Here is a 23,119-nt window from a genome sequence, read left to right as displayed (position 1 = left end):
CTCCCCCTCAGCCCTTGGCCACGGCGCGCAGCCGGTCCACCACGTCGGCCCGCAGCTCGGCCGGCTCCACGACCACCACATCGGGCCCGAACTCCACCAGCCAGGCGTCCAGACCGTGGCCGTACGGGATCTCCAACTCGTCCCAGCCGTCCCCGAGTTCCCGGACCTTGGCGGCCTTCGCGCGCAGCGGGTACCCGGCGCCGGAGCGCAGCCGGATCAGCGCCGAGCGGTCGGCCGTCTCGCCGGCCCAGCCCGCCACCGTCTCCCGCACGGTGACCACGTCCGGCACGGGCGCGGTGAAGCCCGTACCGCGCGAGCGGACCTTGCCGGTGATCCGGGACAGCCGGAAGACGCGCTCGGCGCCCCGGCCCCGGTCGAAACCGGCCAGGTACCAGTGGCCGCGCCAGCACTCCAGCGCCCACGGCTCGACATGCCGGGGCTCGGGGTGGACGGCCGAGGCCTTGCGGTAGTCGAACAGGACCGGGCGGCGGTCGCGGCAGGCCAGCATCAGCGGCTCGAAGGCGGCCTCGTGAACCGGGATGCGCGGCTCCAGCGCGGCGTGCCCCTCGTACGGGTCGACCTCCTCGGGCAGCCCGGCGGCGCGCAGCTTCTGGAGGGCGCCGCTGGCGGCACCGGCGAGCCGGGCCTGCTGCCAGACCTTGGCCGCCAGGCCCAGCGCGGCGGCCTCCTCGGCATCCAGGGTGATGGGCGGCAGCCGGTTGCTGTCGCGGCGGGCGAGATAGCCGACCTCGCCGTCGAGGTTCTCGACGGTCTCGATGACCAGGCCCAGCTCGCGCAGATCGTCCTTGTCGCGCTCGAACATCCGGTTGAAGGAATCGTCGCTGCCGGTGGCACCCTTGTCGGGCCGCGCCGCTTCGACGTACGCCTCGATGGAGTCGCGCAGCTCGCGCTTGCTGAGCGGCCGCCGTGCGCCGAGCAGGCACAGCGCGAGGTTCATCAGCCGCTCGGCCTTGGCAATGGCCATCGACGCCCTTCACCTTCTGTTGTGTGCTTCCGACCGTCGACCGTACCGCTCTCGGGCGGCGTGGCAAAAGCCGAGGGCCCATGCCCGGACAGGCATGGGCCCCAGACGGTCGGATCCGGTCGGAAACGGCCGATGGCTCGGGTACGGCTCAGACCGCGAGCAGGTCCACGACGAAGATCAGCGTCTCGCCCGGCTTGATCGCCGGGGTCGGGCTCTGGTCGCCGTAGGCGAGGTGCGCCGGAATGGTCAGCTGGCGGCGGCCACCGACCTTCATGCCCTGCACACCGCGGTCCCAGCCCGCGATGACCCGGCCGCCACCCAGCGGGAAGCGGAACGGGGCGTCCCGGTTCCAGCTGGCGTCGAACTCCTCGCCGGTGCTGAAGGCCACGCCGACGTAGTGCACGGTCACCATCTGGCCCGCCTGCGCGACCGGCCCGTCGCCCTCCCAGATGTCCTTGATCTCAAGGTCCTTCGGGGCCTCGCCCTCGGGGAAGTCGATCTCGGGCTTCTCGATGTTCACGTCAAAAGCTCCTGCGTAGGTACGACACGAAACACGCACAGTCTGTCATCTCCGCACGCCAACCGCCCGGCACCGGTCCCCGCTACATCGCGGCCAGGATGTCCACCGTGAACACCAGCGTCGCACCCTTGCCGATCGGGCCGCCGCTCGGCGGGGTGTCGCCGTACCCCAGCTGCGGCGGCACCACGACCAGCACCCGGCTGCCCACCTTCTTGCCGACCAGCCCCTGCGCCAGACCCTTGACCGTGTCCTGCATCTGCGCCAGCGAGAACTGGCTCAGCCGCCCCGAACCATAGGTGCGCTGGAACGTCTTGCCGCCCTCCCACACCAGACCCTGGAACTGGCACAGCACCGTCTGGTCCGCCTTCAGCCGCGGACCGTCGCCCTCCAGCACATACGTGGAGACCAGCTTGTCCGGCGGGCTCGAGTGCGGCACCGACACCACCGGAACCGTGCCATTGGTGACCGTGGAGACCTTCGGCAGCGCCGGATCGTTCTGCGGGACGGCCCGGCCGCGCGCCGAACTCTTCGAGTTGAACGAATCGATCACATCGATCACGAACACCAGCGTGTCCGTCCCCTTGATCCCCGCCTGCGGATTGCCCGACTTGCCATAACCCCAGGCCGGCGGCACCGCGATCAGCACCCGGCTGCCCGTCTTCCTCCCGGCCAGCGCATAGCGCCAGCCATCGATCAGACTGCCCTGCGCCAACTGCATCACCAGCGGCGCATGCCGGTCGTACGAATTGTCGAACACCTTGCCGGTGTCCCAGATCTGACCCAGATAGTTCGCCTGGACGAAGTCGTTCTCCGCGACCGTACGACCCGTCCCCGCGATCACCGTCCGCACCGCCAGATTCTTCGACGGCGCCCCCGGCCCCTTGGCCACGGTCGGCTTCTCACCGAACCGCCGACCCGCCGTGATCGCCGGCAACGGACCGTCCACGATCTTCGGCGGCGGCACACTCGCCGCCGAAGGCGACGGAGACTCACCGGCCCGGCTCGAACCGGACGAACCACCACACCCGGCGAGCGTGACCAGTCCAGCGGGAACGGCGGCGAGAACAAGCGAACGTCGGCGCACGGAAGCCTCGTAATCGGTCGGTCTTGCGGATGACGTGCGCGCAACTCTACGACCGACACGGGCGCCGCACACGAAACGCACGACACGCGTGTGGCGCCGCGGCACTCCACCACCGCGACGCCACACCCGCCGAAACCCGACCGACGCCTACATTCCGGCGATCAGCTTCTCCACCCGGTCGTCCACCGAACGGAACGGGTCCTTGCACAACACGGTGCGCTGTGCCTGGTCGTTGAGCTTCAGATGCACCCAGTCCACCGTGAAGTCCCGGCGCTGCTCCTGCGCCCGCCGGATGAAGTCACCGCGCAACCGCGCCCGAGTCGTCTGCGGCGGAACCGACTTGCCCTCGAAGATCCGCACGTCATTGCAGACCCGCGCCGCCTGCCCCTTCTTCTCCAGCAGGTAGTACAACCCACGCCGACGGTGGATGTCGTGATACGCGAGGTCTATCTGCGCGACCCGCGGATGCGACATCGTCATGTTGTGCTTGGCCCGGTACCGCTCGATGAGCTTGTACTTCATCACCCAGTCGATCTCGGTCTCGATCCGGTCCAACTCCTCCGTCTCGATCGCGTCCAGGGTGCGGCCCCACAACTCCAGGACCCGCGCGACCGTACCCGTACGGATCCCGCGGCGCTCGCAGAAATCCACCGCCTTGTCGAAGTACTCGCGCTGCACCTCGAGCGCCGACGCCTCCCGGCCGCTGGCCAGACGCACCTTGCGCCGCCCCGTGATGTCATGGCTGACCTCACGGATCGCCCGGATCGGGTTCTCCAGCGTCAGATCCCGCATCACCGTGCCCGCCTCGATCATCCGCAGCACCAGGTCGGTCGCGCCGACCTTCAGCAGCATCGTCGTCTCCGACATGTTCGAGTCGCCCACGATGACATGCAGGCGGCGGTAACGCTCCGCGTCCGCGTGCGGCTCGTCACGGGTGTTGATGATCGGCCTGGAACGCGTCGTCGCCGACGACACGCCCTCCCAGATGTGCTCGGCACGCTGACTCACGCAGTACACGGCGCCGCGCGGCGTCTGCAGCACCTTGCCCGCGCCGCACAGCAACTGCCGCGTGACCAGGAACGGGATCAGAATGTCCGCGAGACGGGAGAACTCGCCGTGCCGCGCCACCAGATAGTTCTCATGGCAGCCGTACGAGTTACCCGCCGAATCGGTGTTGTTCTTGAACAGGTAGACGTCGCCCGCGATTCCCTCCTCGTGCAGGCGTCGTTCCGCGTCCACCAGGAGTCCCTCGAGAATGCGCTCGCCGGCCTTGTCGTGGGTGACCAGTTCGATCACATTGTCACACTCGGGTGTCGCGTATTCCGGATGTGAACCCACGTCGAGATACAGCCGGGCGCCGTTCCGCAGAAAGACATTGCTGCTGCGGCCCCATGACACGACACGGCGGAAGAGGTACCGCGCCACCTCGTCAGGCGACAGGCGGCGCTGTCCCCTGAACGTGCACGTGACGCCGTACTCGTTCTCCAGCCCGAAAATGCGGCGGTCCATGAGGGAACATTACGCCTGATCCGTTGAGCTGAAACGGGGTTCGACAGCACGATTTGGATCATTTTCCGATGAAGCCGCAACCACCGCCCCCCGCACAGGAGCTGCGAGGACCCGCCCCGTCGCCAGCAACACCAGCAACGACACCACCCCCGCCGCGCCCGGCACCGCGAAACCCCACACCGTGCCACCGGCCTGCACCACCGGCCCCGCAAGGCCCGTCCCCACCGACGCACCCACCGTGAACGTCGTCACCAGCCACGAAAAAGCCTCCGTGACCGTCCCCCGCGGCGCATACCGGTCCACCAGGATGAACGCACACGCGATACACGGCGCCAGGAACACCCCCGCCACCACCGACAGCACCACCATCGCCACCGCACCCGGCACCAGCATCAGCGGCAGATAACACACCGCCAGAAGCGCCACCAGCACCCGCAGTCGCCGCTCCGGCGCCCCCGCCCACCGCCGCGCCCCGTACACCGAACCACCCACCAGCGCACCCAGCCCCAGCCCCGCCATCAGCCAGCCGTACACCACGTCCCCGCCATGACCGTCCGCGTACGACACCGACGCCACCGTGATCGAACCCAGCGCGATCCCCACGAACAGGAACGCGCCCAGCAGCACCAGCAGCCCCGGCGAACGCAACGCACCCAGCCAATGCGCCTCCCGCGGCGCCGACCGCCACGCCCGCGACGGCGCCGACACCACCACCGACAGCGCGCCCAGCACCCCCAGCGCATTCGGCACCAGCAGCGCTGCCCGCGCGTCCCACACCGCCGCGCACACCGTCACCAGCAACGGCCCCACCGTGAACATGACCTCCTGGGCCACCGCGTCCATCGCGTACGCCGAGTGCACCTGCTCCTCGCCCCGCAGCACCGACGGCCACAACGCCCGCAACCCGCCCTCCAGCGGCGGCGCGCACAGCCCCGCCGCCGCCACCGCCGCATACGCCAGCGGCAGCGGATCCGTCCCCGCGCACGCGAACACCGTCATCGACAGCGCCGCCAGCACCGCCGCGGGCAACTGCACCCGCGGCTGCCCGCACAGATCCACCAGCCGGCCCAGCACCGGCTGCCCCACCGCGTTCGCCACGCCGTACACCGCCGCCAGCGCACCGGCCAGGCTGTACGTCCCGCCCGAGGCGCGCACGAACAGCACCAGGGCGATCGGGGCCGTCGCATTCGGCAGCCGGCCCACCAACGTGCCCGTCAGCAGCCGCAGCGCATGCCGCGCCCGGAGTATCTCCAGATAACCCGTGGCCATGTCGCGGCGCCTCCCTGGCTCGCACCGGGCGCCTCGACGCCCAAGTTTTACGTATAACTTCCTCTCCCATACGTACCATGTGCGCTGTTCAGGCGTCCAGGCGAAGGAGCAGCCCCACCCGTGGCACGCAGCAGCACCCGACCCACCAGCCGCGACGTGGCCCACGCCGCTGGCGTCTCCCAGGCCGCCGTCTCCCTCGTCCTCGGCGACAAATGGCGCGGCCGCGTCTCCGAGGCCACCGCCGAACGCGTCCGCCAGGCCGCCCGCGCCCTCGACTACCGGCCCAACCTCGCCGCCCGCAACCTCCGGCTCGGCCGCACCCGCACCGTCCTCCTCGTCGTCCCCGCCCTCACCACCGAATTCTTCGCCGGCGTCTACACCGGCGCCGCCCGCGTCGCCGCCCAGCACGGCTTCGGCGTCGTCCTCTACCCCTCCCCCGAAGGCATCGGCCCGGCCCGCGACCCCTTCGCCTCCGCCCAGGCCGCCCTCGACGGCGTCCTCGCCTCCTCCATGGCCGCCGACGCCCTCACCGCCATCCGCGGCGACCGCCTCCCCCTCGTCATGCTCGACAGCGACCCCGCCGCCGGCCCCGGCGCCGCCACCGTCAACCTCGACATCGCCGACGGCATCCGCCAGGTCGCCGACCACCTCCTCGGCCTCGGCCACCGCCACGTCCTGCACCTCGCCGCCGACGTACCCTCCTGGACCTTCGAGGCCCGCGCCCACGCACTCCGCACCCGCCTCGCCACCACCCCCGGCACCGAACTGCGCACCGCCCGCGCACCCATCTCCATCGACGGCGCCCGCACCGCCACCGAATCCGCCCTCACCGCCCCCGGCCCCCGCCCCACCGCCATCGTCTGCGACGACGACAAACTCGCCGCCGGCGCCTACAAAGCCGCCCGCCGCCTCGGCCTGCGCATCCCCGACGACCTCTCCGTCACCGGCCTCGACGACCTCGCCCTCGCCACCGCCCTCGACCCCGAACTCACCACCGTCCACCTCGACGCCGAACTCTTCGGCGAACGCGGCATGCACGCCCTGCTCGCCGTCCTCGAAGGCCACCCGCCCACCGGGGGCGACATCCCCGTCCACCTCGTCGTACGCGGCTCCACCGCACCCCCACGCCCCCACCACGGCTGAACGCGGAGTGCCCCGGCCGAAACGGCCGGGGCACTCCAAGGCGGGAAAGGCGGCGGACTACTCCGCGTCGTCGGACTCCTCCGAGCCGTCCGACACCGCGGCCGCACCGTCCGCCTCCAGCAGACGCGCCAGCTGACGGCCGGCGATCCGCTTGAACTTCCGCTTCTGCGGACGCGTACGATCCAGCACCGCGACCTCCAGCCGCTCGGCCGGAATCTCCCGCTCACCGCCGTTCGTGTCCCGCGACAGCGCCTGCACCGCCAGCTTCAGCGCCTCGGCCAGGCTCATCCCGTCCCGGTGCCGCTGGTCCAGGAAGTTGCTGATCTGCTCGGCATTGCCACCCACCGCGACCGAACCATGCTCGTCCACGATGGAGCCGTCGTGCGGCAGCCGGTAGATCTGATCGCCCTCCGGGGTCTCCCCCACCTCCGCCACCACCAGCTCCACCTCGTAGGGCTTCTCGGCCGCCGAGGAGAAGATGGTGCCCAGCGTCTGGGCGTACACATTGGCCAGACCGCGGGCCGTCACATCGTCCCGGTCATAGGTGTAGCCGCGCAGATCGGCGTAACGGACACCGCCGATGCGCAGATTCTCGTACTCGTTGTACTTACCGGCCGCCGCGAAGCCGATCCGGTCGTAGATCTCGCTGAACTTGTGCAGCGCGCGGGACGGGTTCTCGCCGACGAACACGATGCCGTCGGCATACTGCATGACCACCAGACTGCGGCCACGCGCGATGCCCTTGCGGGCGTACTCCGCCCGGTCGGCCATCGCCTGCTGAGGTGAGACATAGAACGGCGTCGACACCGGTTATCCGTCCCTTTCTGTCATGGTCACTGTGATCACCTTGTCAAGAACCGGGCCGCGCTCAGAGCAGAGCGGCCTTGGGACCGTCCGGCTCCTCCAGGCGGCGCTGGAGCACCGAACGCGAGATCTCGGAAGCCTCGTCCCCGGTGAGCCGGCGGAAACCGTCCTCGGTGATCACGGTGATGATCGGGTAGATCCGGCGGGCGACATCGGGACCACCGGTCGCCGAGTCGTCGTCAGCCGCGTCATAGAGGGCCTGGACCACCAGCGTCGTGGCCTGCTCCTCCGTCAGGTCGTCACGGAACAGCTTCTTCATCGCGCCACGGGCGAAGATCGAGCCCGAGCCCGTCGCCGCGAAGTGGTGCTCCTCGGAACGGCCGCCCGTCACGTCGTACGAGAAGATCCGACCCTTCGCCCGGTCCACGTCGTACCCCGCGAACAGGGGGACCACGGCGAGGCCCTGCATGGCCATGCCGAGGTTGGAGCGGATCATCGTCGACAGCCGGTTGGCCTTGCCCTCCAGGGAAAGCTGGGCGCCCTCGACCTTCTCGAAGTGCTCCAGCTCCAGCTGGAAGAGCTTGACCATCTCCACGGCGAGACCTGCGGTGCCCGCGATACCCACGGCGGAGTACTCGTCCGCCGGGAACACCTTCTCGATGTCCCGCTGCGCGATCATGTTGCCCATGGTCGCCCGGCGGTCACCGGCGAGCACCACGCCGCCGGGGAAGGTCGCCGCCACGATGGTGGTGCCGTGCGGCGCCTCGATCACTCCCTGCGTCGGCGGCAGCTGCCGGTTCCCCGGCAGCATCTCCGGCTGGTGCCCGGCGAGGAAATCCATGAAGGAGGACGACCCGGGCGTCAGGAAGGCAGCTGGTAGACGCCCGGTGCCACGAGTATTGGCTTCCACGAGATTCCTTCCAGATAGGCGGCGGCCCGGCGTACGGCGTCGGGATCGTCTCCCAACTTGCCGATGGCCGAATTGCAGTTGAAGCACAGTACGCCACGGACCTTACCCGTCTTGTGACAGTGATCCACATGCGCGGCCGGAGCCTTCAGGCAGATCACACACAACCCCCGCTGCGAGGCGACCATCGCATCCCGCTCGGCTTCGGTGAGGCCGTACTGGCGCTTCAGGTGGTCCGCGCGCCCCTTGACCGCCCGACAGGCCTTGCAGCTCGTCGAGAGGCCGTCGGACGCCCTCGCGTTGCGATGCCATTCACTGTGCGGCTTGATTTCTCCGCAGCGACGGCAGAACTTGTGCCCTTCGGGCGCCACGACCCGAGGGCGGACGTTCTTGCCCCTGGCCAGTTGGCGGGCTTGGTGATACTCGGCCGCGCATTCCCGGCAGTAGCACTGAAGCCCGTCTCGCATCGCCCTGTTCCGCGCGAACGCTGCCCGCGGCCTGTACTGCTTGCACCGCGAGCAACGCTTCACGCCCTCTTCACTTCCCAAGCCAATCCCCCGAAGTGCCTTCACTTAAAAGGCGAAGCCTACTGTCCACCCTTCTGAACGAAGGACCTCACGAAGTCCTCGGCATTCTCCTCGAGCACATCATCGATTTCGTCCAGGACGGAGTCCACGTCGTCCGACAGCTTCTCCTGTCGTTCCTTGAGGTCCTCCGAGGCCTGGGCGTCCTGTGCCTGTTCCTCGACCTCTTCGGTGGACCGTGTGGCCTTCTGCTGGCCGCCGCCGGTGTCCTTGGTTGCCATAACCTCACCCCGCTCAGTTAGCCTGCCGATCGGTGATGATCAGACCCTACAAGCCGGGTCCGACATCGGCCCCGCAGTTTCTCCAACGTACGGGGGCCATCTCGATGATTCCCGGACGGCGGGATTTCCACCCGCCGCCACGGACCGCACCGAGTACCCCCCTGGCCCCGCTCACCCGCCCGACAGCACCCTGACCAGGTCTTCCGCGGTACGGCAGCGGTCCAGTAGCTCCTTGACGTGATTTCGCGTTCCGCGTAGCGGTTCCAGGGTTGGGACGCGCTGGAGGGAGTCCCGGCCGGGGAGGTCGAAGATGACCGAGTCCCAGCTGGCCGCGGCGACGTCGTCGGCGTACTGCTCCAGGCAGCGGCCGCGGAAGTAGGCCCGCGTGTCCTCCGGCGGCTTCGTACGCGCCCGCTCGACCTCGGACTCGTCCAGCAGCCGCTTCATCCGCCCGCGGGCCGCCAGGCGGTTGTAGAGGCCCTTGTCGGGCCGCACGTCCGCGTACTGGAGGTCGACCAGGTGCAGCCGGGCGGCGTCCCAGTCGAGGCCGTCGCGGCGGCGGTAGCCCTCCATGAGTTCGCGCTTGGCGACCCAGTCCAGTTCGCCGGCCAGGCTCATGGGGTCGTTCTCGAGCCGGGTGAGGGTGTCCTCCCAGCGGCTGAGGACGTCCCTGGTCTGGTCGTCGGCGTCGGTTCCGTGGCGTTCCTCGACGTATTTGCGGGCCAGCTCGTAGTACTCCATCTGGAGCTGTACGGCGGTGAGAGTGCGGCCGCTGCGGAGGGTGACCAGGTGCTTGAGGCTGGGGTCGTGGGAGACCTGGTGGAGGGTGCGGACGGGCTGGTCCACGGCCAGGTCGACGGCGATGAAGCCGTCCTCGATCATGGCGAGGACCAGGGAGGTGGTGCCGAGTTTGAGGTAGGTCGAGATCTCCGAGAGGTTGGCGTCGCCGATGATCACATGGAGGCGGCGGTACTTCTCGGCGTCCGCGTGGGGCTCGTCGCGGGTGTTGATGATGGGGCGCTTGAGGGTGGTCTCCAGACCGACTTCCACCTCGAAGTAGTCGGCGCGCTGGCTGAGCTGGAAGCCGTGTTCGTGGCCGTCCTGGCCGATGCCGACGCGGCCCGCGCCGGCGAAGACCTGGCGGGAGACGAAGAAGGGCGTCAGGTGGCGCACGATGTCCGAGAACGGGGTCTCGCGCCGCATGAGGTAGTTCTCGTGGGTGCCGTAGGAGGCGCCCTTGTTGTCGGTGTTGTTCTTGTAGAGGTGGATGGGCTGGGCGCCGGGGAGCTGGGCGGCTCGTTCGGCGGCCTCGGCCATGATGCGTTCGCCGGCCTTGTCCCACAGGACGGCGTCGCGGGGGTTGGTGACCTCGGGAGCGCTGTATTCGGGGTGGGCGTGGTCGACGTAGAGCCGGGCGCCGTTGGTGAGGATCACGTTGGCGAGGCCGATGTCCTCGTCGGTGAGCTGGCTGGCGTCGGCGGCCTCCCGCGCGAGGTCGAAGCCCCGCGCGTCGCGTAGCGGGTTCTCCTCCTCGAAGTCCCAGCGGGCCCGGCGGGCCCGGTGCATCGCCGCCGCGTAGGCGTTGACGATCTGGGACGAGGTGAGCATGGCATTGGCGTTGGGGTGGCCGGGGACGGAGATGCCGTACTCCGTCTCGATGCCCATTACTCGCCGTACGGTCATGCGGCCCTCCTTGCCCGGCGGCGCCCTCGGTGATGGGCGCCGCTCACGTACCGCTGGCGCTCCGGTGCGTGTGCGGTGCCCGTGCCCGCACTGCGCGACTCGGCGGTAGGAAAGAGCCTAGAACGCCTTTGCGCTGGTGGGGAGATCATTTGCGTCATTGCCTGCTCCGGTCGTGGCCGGAAAAGCAGTCGGCTGCGGGTACCCGCCGTGGGCACCCGCAGCCGCCCCGCTTTTACAGGTACTGACCGGTGTTGGCCACCGTGTCGATGGAGCGTCCGGTGTCGGCGCCCTGCTTCCCGGTGATGAGGGTGCGGATGTAGACGATCCGCTCGCCCTTCTTTCCGGAGATCCGGGCCCAGTCGTCGGGGTTGGTGGTGTTGGGCAGGTCTTCGTTCTCCTTGAACTCGTCCACGCAGGCCTGGAGGAGGTGGGAGACGCGGAGGCCCTTCTGGTTCTTTTCGAGGAAGTCCTTGATGGCCATTTTCTTGGCGCGGCCGACGATGTTCTCGATCATGGCGCCGGAGTTGAAGTCCTTGAAGTAGAGGACTTCCTTGTCTCCGTTGGCGTAGGTGACTTCCAGGAAGCGGTTCTCCTCGGATTCGGCGTACATCTGCTCGACCGCGGTCTGGATCATGGCCTGGACCGTGGCGTTCTTGTCGCCGCTGTGTTCGCCGAGGTCGTCCGTGTGGAGGGGGAGTCGCTCGGTGAGGTACTTGCCGAAGATGTCCTTGGCGGCCTCGGCGTCGGGACGTTCGATCTTGATCTTCACGTCGAGGCGGCCGGGGCGCAGGATGGCGGGGTCGATCATGTCCTCGCGGTTGGACGCGCCGATGACGACCACGTTCTGGAGGCCTTCGACGCCGTCGATCTCGGCGAGGAGCTGGGGGACGATGGTGTTCTCGACGTCGGAGCTGACGCCGGAGCCGCGGGTGCGGAAGAGGGATTCCATCTCGTCGAAGAAGACGATGACGGGGGTTCCTTCGCTGGCCTTCTCGCGGGCGCGCTGGAAGACGAGGCGGATCTGGCGTTCGGTTTCGCCGACGTACTTGTTGAGGAGCTCGGGGCCCTTGATGTTGAGGAAGAAGCTCTTGCCGGCGGCCTGGCCGGTGACTTCGGCGACCTTCTTGGCGAGCGAGTTGGCGACGGCCTTGGCGATGAGTGTCTTGCCGCAGCCGGGGGGGCCGTAGAGCAGGACGCCCTTGGGCGGGCGCAGCTCGTGCTCCTTGAAGAGGTCGGGGTAGAGGTAGGGAAGTTCGACGGCGTCGCGGATGGCTTCGATCTGGTTGCCGAGGCCGCCGATGGCTTCGTAGCCGATGTCGGGGACTTCTTCGAGGACGAGTTCCTCGACCTCGCTCTTGGGGACGACTTCGTAGACGTATCCGGAGCGGGGTTCGAGCAGGAGGGCGTCGCCGGGTCGGATGGTGACGTCGAGGAGGGGTTCGGCGAGGCGGACCACTCGTTCTTCGTCGGTGTGACCGAGGACGAGGGCGCGTTCGCCGTCCTCGAGGATCTCCTTGAGGGTGACGATGTCGCCGACGCGCTCGAATTCCATGGCCTCGACCACGTTGAGCGCTTCGTTGAGCATGACTTCCTGGCCGCGCCGCATGTCGTCGAGGTCGACGCTGGGGCTGACGTTCACACGGAGTTTGCGGCCGCCGGTGAAGATGTCGGCGGTGCCGTCCTCGTTGGCTTGCAGGAAGACTCCGAAGCCGGCCGGCGGCTGGGCGAGCCGGTCGACTTCTTCCTTGAGGGCCACGATCTGGTCGCGGGCCTCGCGGAGGGTGTTGGCCAGTCGTTCGTTCTGGGCGGACACGCCGGCCAGGTTGGTCTGTAGCTCGACGATCCGCTCTTCGAGAATCCTCGTGTGCCGCGGAGAGTCGGCGAGCTTGCGTCGCAGGACGGCGATCTCCTGCTCAAGGTAGGCGATCTGCCCGGCCGGGTCGTCGGACCCGCGTCCCGAGCGGATGCCGCGGTTCATGTCGTCGTCGTTGGCTGCCACGGTCCTCACCTCCTCCAAGGGGAGCTGGACGCTTCCAGACCCTACCTGGGTGGGTGTCGATTGAAACCCCTAGATCACATTGACTGTCAAGGTGTGTCGTCGGTCACCCGGTGCGCACTCCCTCGCACGGAGGGGATACCCACTCAACGTGATGGGGAAGCGGGTTGTTCCTTGGTTGGCGTGGTCGAAACCCTCCGGGGGCGGGCGGAGTTGTCGGCTCCGGGCCGGGTGGGCGGGTTCTTGGGCAGGTCGGGGCCCGCTCGGGCGGTCGTCACGTAGAGCGACGGTGCGGTGGGGTGATGTCATCGTGCGGGTGGCTGGAAATGTGTGTACGGGGTCTGGGGCGTGCTGTTTCCGGTCGAGCGCTCGTACCCGAGCCGGTGGGGGTGGAAACCCGTTGGTGGCCGGAGGTGGCCGGTCGCGGGGGCGGGGGTAGGGTCGGGCGTGTTCGACTGCCGCTGGTGTGGTCCCGGCCGGTGTGTGCCGTGCCGGGGTGCGGCGTACCGATGTCAGGAGAGGTGACCGTGCAGCAGGAGGCCCCGGCCGGGGAGGCGCTGGAGGTCTGGATCGACCAGGACCTGTGTACCGGCGACGGGATCTGTGCCCAGTACGCCCCGGAGGTGTTCGAGCTGGACATCGACGGTCTGGCGTATGTGAAGGGTGCGGACGACGAGCTGCTCCAGGAGGCGGGGGCGGTGACTCCGGTGCCGTTGCCGTTGCTCACGGATGTGGTGGATTCGGCCAGGGAGTGTCCTGGTGAGTGCATCCATGTGCGGAGGGTTTCGGACGGGGTGGAGGTTTACGGTCCCGACGCGGGGTGAGCCGCGTTTTCCGGACATCGTGTCGTCAGACGCTGTGGGCCCCGGCCGGGGTGGTGCGCAGGAAGGCTTTGCCGTCCCAGTGCCATGCGGCCGGGGTCTTCGTGTCGGGGCAGCAGCGGGGTACGGCGTCGGAGGAGTAGCCGAGGAGGGTGGCGCTGACGGTCCCGGTGCGTATCGCGAGGTCGGTGACGGTGAGGCGGTCCTTGGGGTCGACGAGGGTGGCGACGAGGCGGGGGGTGTGGCCGTCGGCGGCGCGGGTGAGGACGTAGACGCCGTCGGGCGGGGTGCCCATGGCGCTGTCGCAGTGGACGACGGCGGTGGTTTCGGGACGCCCGTCGCCGTCGAGGTCGCCGGTGGCCTTTTTGACGACGATGGCCTTCTCGGGTCCGCAGGCGAGGGGGAAGGTGACGCCGGTGGTGCCGGGGGGTGCGGCGGCGGTGCCGGGAGCGGCCGCGCTGTGGGCGGGCGGCTGGGCGGCGGTGGCCGGTCCGGGGCGTACGAGGGAGGAGAGGGCGACGACGCCGGCGAGCGCGGTGGCTGTGGCGAGCCAGTGGATGGGGCGGGTGTGGGTGTGAGCGAGCTCCGGAACGGCGGATTGCTGCACGAGGAGTGTCTCCTGTGAGGGCTGTGCCGGGGGGGTGTGGCCTGCATGGTGCCACACGTCACAGGGCGTGGGGAACGGTGGGGTGCCGATTCCCGGTGGTGGCGGGCCCGCGGGGGTGGGTTGCCGGTGTTCCGGGAGTCTGGTGCCCTGTCAACGAGTGGGCGCCGTGCTCCAGTTCCCGGATCGGCCGGGGAACGGGGGCACGGCGCCGTGGTGTTGTGCGGGGTGGGGGTGGTTCAGCGGGCGGTGCCGCCGTCGGCGTTGGGGCCGGCGTAGTCCTCGCCGTAGGCGCCCTTGGCGGGGCGGCGGCGGCGCATGGGGGGTTCGACGCCGTCGGCGAGGCGGCGGGCGGTGAGCAGGAAGCCGGTGTGGCCGATCATGCGGTGGTCGGGGCGGACGGCGAGGCCCTCGATGTGCCAGTTGCGGATCATGGTCTCCCAGGCGGTCGGCTCGTTGAAGCAGCCGATCTCGCGGATGGATTCCACGGTGCGCGCGAGCTGGGTGGTGGTGGCCACGTAGCAGCACAGGATGCCGCCGGGGACGAGTGCCTTGGAGACGGCTTCCAGGCATTCCCAGGGGGCGAGCATGTCGAGGATGACGCGGTCGACGTCGGTGTCGGACAGGTTGTCCTGGAGGTCGCCGACGGTGAGCTGCCAGGCGGGGTGGGGGCCGCCGAAGTAGCGTTCGACGTTTTGCCGGGCGATGTCGGCGAAGTCGTCGCGGCGCTCGTAGGAGTGCAGCATGCCCTGGTCGCCGATGGCCCGCAGCAGGAAGCTGCTGAGGGAGCCGGAGCCGACGCCGGCTTCCACGACGCGGGCGCCGGGGAAGATGTCGGCGAAGGCGAGGATCTGTCCCGCGTCCTTCGGGTAGACGACGGCTGCCCCGCGGGGCATGGACAGGACGTAGTCGGGGAGCAGGGGGCGCAGCGCGAGGTAGGCCACGTTGCCGGTGGTGCGGACAACGCTGCCCTCGGGAGCACCGATCAGTTCGTCGTGCGGGAAGGAACCCTTGTGGGTGTGGAAGTTCTTTCCGGCTTCGAGCGTGAACGTGTAGTGGCGGCCCTTGGGGTCGGTCAGCTGTACCTGGTCCCCGACCTTGAAGGGCCCGCGCCTGCGGGCGGCACCGGTCGGTTCGGACATGTGACCAGACTACCGGGTTCCCGCCGGGGCCTTGACCGGCCGCGGGGTGGGGGCCGCGGTCGGGTCAGGCGGGTCGGGCCATGGCTTTGACGAAGGCGCGTTCGACGTCGGCGGCGGAGAGGACGCCGTAGATCTCGCCGGTGTTCTCGACGACGAGGTATTCGGTGGCGGGGGCGGCGCGCAGGGCGTCGAGGAGTTCTTCGCCGGAGAGTTCGGCGGAGACGCGCATGTCGTCGGTGAGGTCCTGGGCGAGGCTCCCGACGGGGACCCAGGGGCGGCGGTGTTCGGGGACGCCGACGATGGCGGATTCGCGGACGAGGGAGAGGGGGTGGCCGTCGGCGTCCACGACGACGAGGGCGCGGGCGCCGGCGGCGTTGGCGCGGCGCAGGGCTTCGGAGAGGGGGGTGTCGGTCTCGACGGGTACGGCGCGGCGGGTGAGGGTGCGGGCGCGCAGTTCGGGGAGGTGTTCGCGGAGCCTGGCCATGCGCAGGCTGTTTCCGGCGCCGGTCCAGATGATCGCGGCGAGGATGGCGGCGAGCAGGGCGTCGGTGACGGTGTCCATGCCGCCGGTGTCCTCGGTGCCGCCGCCGAGGGCGCCGGAGGAGTTGAGCAGGGGCAGTCCGATGAGGACGGCGACGGCGAGGGCGCGGCCGACCCAGGCGGCGGCGACGGTGCCGCTCATGGGTTTGCCGGTGATCTTCCAGACGACGGCGCGGAGCATGCGGCCGCCGTCGAGGGGGAGGCCGGGGAGGAGGTTGAAGACGGCCACGATGAGGTTGGAGACCATGAGGCCGGCGAGGAGGACGCCGGGGACGGTGCCGGGCTGCACGGGCTTCATGGCGAGGTAGAAGAGTCCGGCGAGGACGAGGGAGAGCAGGGGGCCGACGAAGGCCAGGACGAATTCGCGGCCGGGTGTCTCGGCTTCCTTCTCGATCTCGGAGACGCCGCCGAAGAACTGGAGCTGGATGCGGCGGACGGGGAGTTTGAAGCGGATCGCGGCGATGGTGTGGGCGAGTTCGTGGACGAGTACGGAGGCGTAGAAGGCGACCGCGAAGAACAGGGAGACCAGGTAGCGGGCGGCGCCGAGTTCGGGCAGTACGCGGTCGAGTTGTCCGCCGAAGACCCAGGTGATCAGGGCGGCGACGAGGAACCAGCTGGGGGCGACGTAGACGGGCACGCCGAAGGGGCGGCCCATGAGGATGCCGCCGCCGGGTTCCTTGGGCGGCCGCGGGGGTGCGCCCTTGGCGATGCCGGGGCCGGCGGGGGGGCCGGGGTGGGGTTCGGTGTGGGCGAGCGTGCGGTGGGTTTCGGGGGCGGGGTGGGGCGGGCGGTCGCCGGGGGTGTCGCCGCGAGCCTTGTCCGCCTCGGTCTCGTCCGCCTCGGTCTGGTCCGTCCCGGTCTCGTCCGCACCGCCCCGGTGCGTGCCGGTGTCCGGCGCGGCCTTCCCGGTGGTGCCGGGGCCGTCCTGCGTCGGTGCCGGGCCCTCGGGGGCCGGCGGCGGGGGCGTTGGGACTGCGGGGTGGTCGGTCGGCTGGTCGTCGCCGGACCGCGGCTGCCCGCTCGCGCCGCTCACGTCCACGGTGTCCCCTCGTTCGAAGCGTCTTCCGCGCCTCTTGGGGCGGAAGGGTCTCTGATCGATGGTATGCGGCCGTGGTGGCACGTTTCGCCCCGGCACCCCTGGCGTCCGCCCCGTGGCCGGGCGGCCCGGTCGGGCCGTGGCGCGGGTCACTGTCAGTGGTGGGCCGTATGGTTTCTGGACATGGACACCAGCTTCGAGGAGGCGGGAGCCGCGGCGTGCGGTCCCGAGCCGACGGATCCGCATGCGGCGGACGCGACGACAGCCGTGGTGACGGCCGCCGTGGTGACGGCCGCCGTGGACGCGGGCGCCGTGGCCGCGGGCGCCGTGGACGCGGAGCCGCCCGCCGCCGCGGCCGTACCGGGTCCTTCGGCCGCGCCGGATGCGGTGGTGGCGCCGAGCCCGGCTCCCACGGAGGCCACCGAAGCTGCCGAAGCCGCCGGAACCGGCGAAGCCACCGTGGCCACGGGTGCCGGTGCCGGTGGCGCCACCGTGTCCCCCGCGGTCCCCGCCCCCCGCCCGGCCGCGCCGCCCACCTCGCTCTCCCCCTCCCGCGCCGGTGACTTCATGCAGTGCCCGTTGCTGTACCGGTTCCGGGTGATCGACCGGCTGCCGGAGAAGCCGAGCGAGGCGGCGACGCGGGGCACGCTGGTGCACGCGGTGCTGGAGCGGTTGTTCGACGTGCCCGCCGGGGAGCGGACCGCGCCGCGGGCCAGGGCGCTGGTGCCGGGCCAGTGGGAGCGGCTGCGCGAGAGCCGCCCGGAGCTGGCCGAGCTGTTCGCGGACGATCCGGACGGGCAGCGGCTGGCGCGCTGGCTGGGCGAGGCGGAGCGGCTGGTGGAGCGCTGGTTCACGCTGGAGGACCCGACGCGGCTGGAGCCGGCCGAGCGGGAGCTGTTCGTGGAGGCCGAGCTGGAGTCGGGGCCCCGGTTGCGCGGCATCATCGACCGGGTGGACGTGGCGCCGACCGGCGAGGTGCGGATCGTCGACTACAAGACGGGCAAGGCGCCGCGGCCGGAGTACGCCGAGGGCGCGCTGTTCCAGATGAAGTTCTACGCGCTGGTGGTGTGGCGGCTGAAGGGGATCGTGCCGCGCCGGCTCCAGCTGGTGTATCTCGGCAGCGGCGAGGTGCGGACGTACGATCCGGTGCTCGCCGACCTGGAGCGGATGGAGCGCAGGCTGCGCGCGCTGTGGGAGGCCATCCGGGAGGCCACGGAGAGCGGGGAGTGGCGGCCGCGGCCGACGAAGCTGTGCGGTTGGTGCGATCACCAGGCGCATTGCCCGGAGTTCGGGGGCACTCCCCCGCCGTATCCGCTGCCGGTGAGGGTGCGGGAGTCGGGTGGTGGGCCGCAGGGCAGAATGGGCGCGGACTAGCGAAGGAGTGTCACGTGGCCATCCGCGTCCTACTGGTCGACGACCAGCCCCTGCTGCGTACGGGTTTCCGGATGATCCTGGAGGCCGAGCGGGATCTCGCGGTCGTGGGCGAGGCCGGTGACGGCCTTCAGGCTCTCGATCAGGTGCGGGCCCTGCAACCGGACGTCGTGCTGATGGACATCCGTATGCCGCGGATGGACGGGGTGGAGGCGACCCGGCAGATCAGTGGTCCGGAGCGGGACGGTCCGGCGAAGGTGCTGGTGCTGACGACCTTCGATCTGGACGAGTACGTGGTGGAGGCGCTGCGCGCCGGTGCCAGCGGTTTCCTGCTCAAGGACGCCCCGGCGGACGAGCTGGTGCAGGCGATCCGGGTGGTGGCGAACGGCGAGGCCATGCTGGCGCCGAGTGTCACGCGCCGGCTGCTGGACAAGTACGCGACGCATCTGCCCTCGGGCGAGGAGCCGGTTCCGGACACCCTGCACACGCTCACGGACCGTGAGGTGGAGGTGCTGAAGCTGGTGGCGCGGGGGCTGTCCAACGCGGAGATCGCGGCGGATCTGTTCGTCAGCGAGACGACCGTCAAGACGCATGTCGGGCATGTGCTGACCAAGCTGGGTCTGCGGGACCGGGTGCAGGCGGCGGTGTACGCGTACGAGAGCGGTCTGGTGCGTCCCGGCGCGCAGTAGGCCGCGGAGCGTCCCGGCGGCCCGTCGCCGGCGGCCCGTCAGCCCGTTCGATACGACGCCTGTTCGGTACGACGCGAAGGGCGCCCTTCTCCCGCGAGGAGAGGGGCGCCCTTCGCCGTTGCCGGTGCCGACGCTGGCGGTGTGTCAGCCGCTGACGCCCCGGCCGAGCTCCCAGAGCTGGAGCGTGGAGGAGGAGTTGACGGCGTAGGAGACGCCGGTGATGTCGTCGCGGGCGGCGATGTACTGCTTGCCCTGCCACAGCGGGAGCACCGGGACGTCGTCGGCGACGATGTCCTGGATCTTGGTGAGGCTGTCCGCGGCGGAGAGCCGGTTGGCTTCGCGGCGGGACTGCGGGATCAGGGTGCGCTGGATCTCGCTGTTGGAGTACGGCGAGCTGAGGAAGTTGTCCTTGTCGAGGAACGGCGCGAGGAAGTTGTCGGCGTCCGGGAAGTCGGGGAACCAGCCCATGCCGTAGACGTCGTACTGGCCCTTCTCCTCCGCGGGGCGGAAGGCGGCCCAGGGGTGGCCCTGGATGGTGACGTCGAACAGGCCCGTGTCGTTGAGCTGCTTCTGCAGGATCTCGAACTCCTGCTTGGTGGCGGAGCCGTAGTGGTCGGTGGTGTAGTGCAGGGTCAGCTTCACCGGGGTGGTGATGCCGGCCTTGGTGAGCAGGTCCTTGGCCTTGGCGGCGCTGGGGTTGCCGTACTTGTTGAAGAACGAGTTGGAGTGCCCGGTGACGGTGGCGGGGACCAGCGAGTAGAGCGGCTCGGCCTCGGTGCCGTAGACCTTGGAGACCAGTTCGCCGCGGTTGATGACCTGGGCCATGGCCTGGCGTACGGCCTTGGACTTCACCGTGGGGGCGTTGGTGTTGAAGGCGAGGTAGCGGATCTCGAGGCCCGGCATGTCGACGAGGTCGACGTTGTCGTCGCTGCCGGAGTCCAGCTTCTGGATCTGGGCGGGCGACATGGTGCGGGTCATGACGTCGATGTCACCCTTGTCGATGGCGGCGCCCATGGCGTCGGCGTCGGCGAAGGAGCGCAGCACGACCTTGGCGTTGTTCACCGTCTGGGCCCCCTTGTAGCGGGGGTTCTTGGTGAAGGTGATGCTGACGATCGCGTCGTTCTTGACCTCGGGCTGGAAGGTGTACGGGCCGGAGCCGTCCAGGTGGAAGCCGTCGCGCAGGGAGCCCTTGGGGTAGTCCTTGGGGTCGAGGATGCCCGCGACCGGGGTGGACAGCTTGTAGGGGAAGGTGGCGTCGGCCGTCTTGAGGTGGAAGACGACCTCGCGGTCGCCCTGCGTCTCGATGGTGTCGATGGTGTTCAGCAGCGAGGAGACACCGCTGTCGGCCTTGATGTGCAGGGCGCGTTCGATGGAGAACTTGACGTCCTGGGCGGTCACCGGGTCGCCGTTGGCGAACGTGAGGCCCTCGCGCAGCTTGCAGACGTAGCGTTCGCTGCCGCTGTCGGTGAAGCCGCAGCTTTCGGCGGCGTCCGGCACCGGGTCGCCCTCGCCCTTGGGCTCGGCCATGAGGGTTTGGACGGTCTGGCGCAGGATGTTCCAGCTGCCGACGTCGTAGGCGTAGGCCGGGTCGATGGGCGCGGGGGCGTCCTTGGTGACGGTGAACCGGTCCGTGGTGCCGACGACGATGGCGTCGCCGCCCTTGCTGCCGCTGCCCGATCCGCCGCACGCGGCGAGGACCGGGGTGAGCAGGCCGGCCACCGCCGGCAGCACCAAAGTCTTGCGGTTCATGCGGGGGTTTCTCCAGAGCTGTTCGGGTCCGTGTTTCCGGCGTGCATGGGTGGCGCGCGGCGGAGCACGGGGGTTTCTTCGGCGATGTTCTCGCGATGAGATTAGTCCGCACCCCGTGGGGCGTTCACAGCCGCGTGAGTTGACTCTTCATCACGCTGTGAAACCGGGCGTGGACACACCGAAAACCCGACAGCGGCAGGATTAGTGCAGCGTCTCATCAATCGGGACACAAGGTCCCGTCACTCTCGGTCGCACCGGGGCGGTCTGCACACTCGCCAGCTCTTGTCGAGGGCTTGACGGGTGGCGAACGTCACATCTTCCACTGTCCGGGGTGGTAGCCGAATTCGACCGTGCGGGCGTGCCGTGAATTCCGCGGGATGTACTTCCGCGGATATTCGACCGCCGCGACCAATGGCCTTTGCACGCTGGGTGAACGGCTAGGGCATTTCCGTCATCAGGCCGCGCAGAAATGCGAGGTCGACGTGTTCCAGGGAGGGGACGACGGTGCGTCGTTCGGCCGGGTCGATGGAGGCGAGGGAGGGTACGGCGACGACGCGGCAGCCGGCGGCCTCGGCGGCGGCGACGCCGGTGGCGGTGTCCTCGACGACGGCGCATCTGGCGGGGTGGGCACCGAGCCCGGCGGCGGCCAGGAGGTAGGGGTCGGGGAAGGGCTTGGTGCGGCTGACCTCGTCGCCGGCGATGGACAGGGCGAAGTGGTGCGGGCCGAGGACGGCGAGGACGCGGTCGATGATGCGCCGGTGGGAGGCGGAGACCAGGGCGGTGGGGATGCGGTGCTGGTGCAGTTCGGCGAGCAGCCGGGCGGCGCCGGGCTTGAGGGGCAGGCCGGTGCTGATGCGGGCCTCGAAGCCGTCGTTGAGCAGGACGCTGAGTTCGGCGAGGGTGATGTCGGCGCCGGTGGCGTCGATGAGGAAGCCGGCGCTGCGGGTCATCGGGCCGCCGACCACGACGTGCTTCCAGGAGTCGTCCAGGGTGTGGCCGAGGGCGGCGAAGACCTCCATCTCGACGTCCCACCAGAAGCCCTCGGTGTCCACCAGGGTGCCGTCCATGTCGAGGAGGACCGCTTGCAATGCGGAATCCTCGGCCGAACGGGTTCCGAGCGCGGGGACCGTGCTGGTCATCCGGGCGCACCTCCTTGAGGGACGTGCAGGCCGGTTCCCGTGCGGGAACCGGCCTGCGGTGGACCGACCAGTCTACGACTCCGTGCGGCGAAGCGCTTCGTTTGCCGCTTGTCACCTGGGGTATGCCGGATGGCACCCCCGGTGTGGCCCGGAGGGCGGTTCCCCATGCCCTCGGCGGATGCCTCAGCGGGCGTTGAAGTACTTCGCCTCCGGGTGGTGGATCACGATGGCGTCCGTGGACTGCTCCGGGTGAAGCTGGAACTCCTCGGAGAGGTGGACGCCGATCCGCTCGGGATCCAGCAGGTCCGCGATCTTGGCGCGGTCCTCCAGGTCGGGGCAGGCGCCGTAGCCGAGGGAGAAGCGGGCACCGCGGTACTTGAGGGCGAACATGTCCTCGATGTCGGCGGGGTCCTCGCCGCCGAAACCGAGTTCGCCGCGCACGCGGGCGTGCCAGTACTCGGCCAGCGCCTCGGCCAACTGGACGGACAGGCCGTGCAGTTCGAGGTAGTCGCGGTAGGCGTTGGCCTCGAACAGCTTGGCGGTCTCCGCGCCGATGCGGGAGCCGACGGTGACGACCTGGAAGCCGACGACGTCCCGCTCGCCTGACTCCTCCGGGCGGAAGAAGTCGGCCAGGCACAGGCGCCGGCCGCGGCGCTGACGGGGGAAGGTGAACCGGGTGCGCTCGTTGCCCTGCTCGTCCAGGACGATCAGGTCGTCGTCCTTCGAGACGCAGGGGAAGTAGCCGTAGACCACGGCGGCTTCGAGGAGGTTCTCCGTCTGGAGCCGGTCCAGCAGCCCGCGCAGCCGGGGCCGGCCCTCGGTCTCGGCCAGTTCCTCGTACGACGGTCCCTCGCCGGTGCGGACCTGCTTGAGTCCCCACTGGCCCTTGAAGAGGGCGCCCTCGTCGAGCCAGGAGGCGTACTCCCTGAGCTGGATGCCCTTGACGACACGGGTGCCCCAGAAGGGGGGCTCGGGCACGGGGTTGTCGGTGGCGACATCGGAGCGGACGTGCCCCTCCTCCGGACGCTCGACCACCTCCACGGCCGCCGTGGCACGGACCCGCCGCTGCTTCAGTTCGGGTAGTTTCGCGCCGGGCACGCCACGCTTGACGCCGATCAACGCGTCCATCAGACGCAGACCCTCGAACGCGTCACGGGCGTAGCGGACCTCTCCCTGGTAGATCTCGTGGAGGTCCTGTTCGACGTACGCCCTGGTCAGTGCGGCGCCACCGAGGATGACGGGGTAGGTGCCGGCCAGGTCGCGCTGGTTGAGTTCCTCCAGGTTCTCCTTCATGATCACCGTGGACTTCACCAGCAGCCCGGA

The 23,119-nt window shown here is 69.8% G+C and carries 21 protein-coding genes; 4 read left to right on the top strand and 17 right to left on the bottom strand.

Going from position 1 to position 23,119, the window contains the following annotated elements; all coding sequences use genetic code 11:
* Positions 1 to 7 precede the first annotated feature (7 nt).
* From ACZ7EC_RS24825 to ACZ7EC_RS24805, 5 genes are all read right to left on the bottom strand, one after another.
* Positions 8 to 985 carry a helix-turn-helix transcriptional regulator gene (locus ACZ7EC_RS24825; protein ID WP_397986785.1) on the bottom strand — a complete coding sequence of 326 codons (978 nt, stop codon included), beginning with the start codon at positions 983 to 985 and terminating at the stop codon, positions 8 to 10.
* A gap of 148 nt (positions 986 to 1,133) precedes the next feature.
* Positions 1,134 to 1,505 carry an FKBP-type peptidyl-prolyl cis-trans isomerase gene (locus tag ACZ7EC_RS24820; protein ID WP_471065812.1) on the bottom strand — a complete coding sequence of 124 codons (372 nt, stop codon included), beginning with the start codon at positions 1,503 to 1,505 and terminating at the stop codon, positions 1,134 to 1,136.
* 82 nt (positions 1,506 to 1,587) lie between these two features.
* Entirely contained in the window at positions 1,588 to 2,589 is a 1,002-nt protein-coding gene (locus ACZ7EC_RS24815; protein WP_471065810.1) for an FKBP-type peptidyl-prolyl cis-trans isomerase, read from the bottom strand.
* Positions 2,590 to 2,736: 147 nt separating this feature from the next.
* Positions 2,737 to 4,098, bottom strand: a complete 1,362-nt coding sequence (pafA, locus tag ACZ7EC_RS24810; protein ID WP_397986783.1) for a Pup--protein ligase — start codon at positions 4,096 to 4,098, stop codon at positions 2,737 to 2,739.
* Positions 4,099 to 4,107: 9 nt separating this feature from the next.
* On the bottom strand, positions 4,108 to 5,367 hold the full coding sequence (locus tag ACZ7EC_RS24805; RefSeq protein ID WP_471065808.1) for an MFS transporter: 1,260 nt from the start codon (positions 5,365 to 5,367) through the stop codon (positions 4,108 to 4,110).
* Positions 5,368 to 5,487: 120 nt separating this feature from the next.
* Between ACZ7EC_RS24805 and ACZ7EC_RS24800 the strand changes: the two genes are divergently transcribed.
* Positions 5,488 to 6,510, top strand: a complete 1,023-nt coding sequence (locus ACZ7EC_RS24800) for a LacI family DNA-binding transcriptional regulator (protein WP_471065806.1) — start codon at positions 5,488 to 5,490, stop codon at positions 6,508 to 6,510.
* 57 nt (positions 6,511 to 6,567) lie between these two features.
* Here ACZ7EC_RS24800 and prcA read toward each other — a convergent pair whose 3' ends face one another.
* The 6 genes from prcA to arc form a co-directional block, all read right to left on the bottom strand.
* The gene (gene prcA, locus ACZ7EC_RS24795; protein WP_471065804.1) at positions 6,568 to 7,317 is read right to left on the bottom strand and encodes a proteasome subunit alpha; all 750 of its coding nucleotides are present in this window, start codon (positions 7,315 to 7,317) and stop codon (positions 6,568 to 6,570) included.
* Positions 7,318 to 7,378: 61 nt separating this feature from the next.
* Positions 7,379 to 8,224 (bottom strand): proteasome subunit beta, encoded by an 846-nt coding sequence (prcB, locus tag ACZ7EC_RS24790; protein ID WP_397986779.1) that lies wholly within the window; start codon positions 8,222 to 8,224, stop codon positions 7,379 to 7,381.
* On the bottom strand, positions 8,176 to 8,769 hold the full coding sequence (locus ACZ7EC_RS24785; protein WP_471065802.1) for an endonuclease VII domain-containing protein: 594 nt from the start codon (positions 8,767 to 8,769) through the stop codon (positions 8,176 to 8,178). The genes prcB and ACZ7EC_RS24785 overlap by 49 nt, the downstream gene beginning before the upstream one ends.
* Before the next feature lie 38 nt (positions 8,770 to 8,807).
* Positions 8,808 to 9,026: a ubiquitin-like protein Pup gene (locus ACZ7EC_RS24780; protein WP_016325855.1), complete on the bottom strand. Its 219-nt coding sequence runs from the start codon at positions 9,024 to 9,026 to the stop codon at positions 8,808 to 8,810.
* A gap of 171 nt (positions 9,027 to 9,197) precedes the next feature.
* A complete protein-coding gene (dop, locus tag ACZ7EC_RS24775) occupies positions 9,198 to 10,709 on the bottom strand; it encodes a depupylase/deamidase Dop (RefSeq protein ID WP_471065800.1) in 1,512 nt (503 codons plus the stop codon).
* A gap of 232 nt (positions 10,710 to 10,941) precedes the next feature.
* Entirely contained in the window at positions 10,942 to 12,708 is a 1,767-nt protein-coding gene (gene arc / locus ACZ7EC_RS24770; protein WP_471065798.1) for a proteasome ATPase, read from the bottom strand.
* Positions 12,709 to 13,226: 518 nt separating this feature from the next.
* Between arc and ACZ7EC_RS24765 the strand changes: the two genes are divergently transcribed.
* The gene (locus tag ACZ7EC_RS24765) at positions 13,227 to 13,529 is read left to right on the top strand and encodes a ferredoxin (protein WP_471066191.1); all 303 of its coding nucleotides are present in this window, start codon (positions 13,227 to 13,229) and stop codon (positions 13,527 to 13,529) included.
* A 25-nt stretch (positions 13,530 to 13,554) separates the two neighbouring features.
* Here ACZ7EC_RS24765 and ACZ7EC_RS24760 read toward each other — a convergent pair whose 3' ends face one another.
* The 3 genes from ACZ7EC_RS24760 to ACZ7EC_RS24750 all read right to left on the bottom strand — a co-directional run bounded on the left by ACZ7EC_RS24760 (position 13,555) and on the right by ACZ7EC_RS24750 (position 16,851).
* Positions 13,555 to 14,133: a hypothetical protein gene (locus ACZ7EC_RS24760; protein ID WP_471065796.1), complete on the bottom strand. Its 579-nt coding sequence runs from the start codon at positions 14,131 to 14,133 to the stop codon at positions 13,555 to 13,557.
* A gap of 236 nt (positions 14,134 to 14,369) precedes the next feature.
* Positions 14,370 to 15,272, bottom strand: coding sequence for a tRNA (adenine-N1)-methyltransferase (locus tag ACZ7EC_RS24755; protein WP_111585200.1), 903 nt, complete (start codon positions 15,270 to 15,272; stop codon positions 14,370 to 14,372).
* A 64-nt stretch (positions 15,273 to 15,336) separates the two neighbouring features.
* Entirely contained in the window at positions 15,337 to 16,851 is a 1,515-nt protein-coding gene (locus tag ACZ7EC_RS24750) for a site-2 protease family protein (RefSeq protein ID WP_471065794.1), read from the bottom strand.
* A 180-nt stretch (positions 16,852 to 17,031) separates the two neighbouring features.
* Between ACZ7EC_RS24750 and ACZ7EC_RS24745 the strand changes: the two genes are divergently transcribed.
* On the top strand, positions 17,032 to 18,222 hold the full coding sequence (locus ACZ7EC_RS24745; protein ID WP_471065792.1) for a RecB family exonuclease: 1,191 nt from the start codon (positions 17,032 to 17,034) through the stop codon (positions 18,220 to 18,222).
* A gap of 14 nt (positions 18,223 to 18,236) precedes the next feature.
* Positions 18,237 to 18,908: a response regulator gene (locus tag ACZ7EC_RS24740; protein ID WP_471065790.1), complete on the top strand. Its 672-nt coding sequence runs from the start codon at positions 18,237 to 18,239 to the stop codon at positions 18,906 to 18,908.
* A 144-nt stretch (positions 18,909 to 19,052) separates the two neighbouring features.
* On the opposite strand, the gene ACZ7EC_RS24735 is transcribed toward ACZ7EC_RS24740, so the two are convergent.
* The 3 genes from ACZ7EC_RS24735 to ACZ7EC_RS24725 all read right to left on the bottom strand — a co-directional run.
* Complete coding sequence (locus tag ACZ7EC_RS24735; RefSeq protein WP_471065788.1) at positions 19,053 to 20,657, bottom strand: ABC transporter substrate-binding protein; 1,605 nt, start codon at positions 20,655 to 20,657, stop codon at positions 19,053 to 19,055.
* A gap of 437 nt (positions 20,658 to 21,094) precedes the next feature.
* On the bottom strand, positions 21,095 to 21,796 hold the full coding sequence (locus ACZ7EC_RS24730; protein ID WP_471065786.1) for an HAD family hydrolase: 702 nt from the start codon (positions 21,794 to 21,796) through the stop codon (positions 21,095 to 21,097).
* 183 nt (positions 21,797 to 21,979) lie between these two features.
* Positions 21,980 to 23,119, bottom strand: a 1,140-nt coding sequence (locus tag ACZ7EC_RS24725; protein ID WP_471065784.1) for a vitamin B12 dependent-methionine synthase activation domain-containing protein, incomplete at its 5' end; no start/stop codon positions are given.

This window comes from Streptomyces sp. NPDC037203, from assembly GCF_055605065.1.
The sequence above is the reverse complement of the archived record's forward strand: the minus strand, read 5'-3'. Positions and strand labels throughout refer to the sequence as shown.

Bases quoted from the DNA above. Each gene is read 5' to 3' on its own strand.
- ACZ7EC_RS24825 (WP_397986785.1), bottom strand. From the start codon at position 985: ATGGCCATTGCCAAGGCCGAGCGGCTGATGAACCTCGCGCTGTGCCTG.
- pafA (WP_397986783.1), bottom strand. From the start codon at position 4,098: ATGGACCGCCGCATTTTCGGGCTGGAGAACGAGTACGGCGTCACGTGC.
- ACZ7EC_RS24805 (WP_471065808.1), bottom strand. From the start codon at position 5,367: ATGGCCACGGGTTATCTGGAGATACTCCGGGCGCGGCATGCGCTGCGG.
- ACZ7EC_RS24780 (WP_016325855.1), bottom strand. From the start codon at position 9,026: ATGGCAACCAAGGACACCGGCGGCGGCCAGCAGAAGGCCACACGGTCC.
- dop (WP_471065800.1), bottom strand. From the start codon at position 10,709: ATGACCGTACGGCGAGTAATGGGCATCGAGACGGAGTACGGCATCTCC.
- ACZ7EC_RS24755 (WP_111585200.1), bottom strand. From the start codon at position 15,272: ATGTCCGAACCGACCGGTGCCGCCCGCAGGCGCGGGCCCTTCAAGGTC.
- ACZ7EC_RS24745 (WP_471065792.1), top strand. From the start codon at position 17,032: ATGGACACCAGCTTCGAGGAGGCGGGAGCCGCGGCGTGCGGTCCCGAG.
- ACZ7EC_RS24735 (WP_471065788.1), bottom strand. From the start codon at position 20,657: ATGAACCGCAAGACTTTGGTGCTGCCGGCGGTGGCCGGCCTGCTCACC.
- ACZ7EC_RS24730 (WP_471065786.1), bottom strand. From the start codon at position 21,796: ATGACCAGCACGGTCCCCGCGCTCGGAACCCGTTCGGCCGAGGATTCC.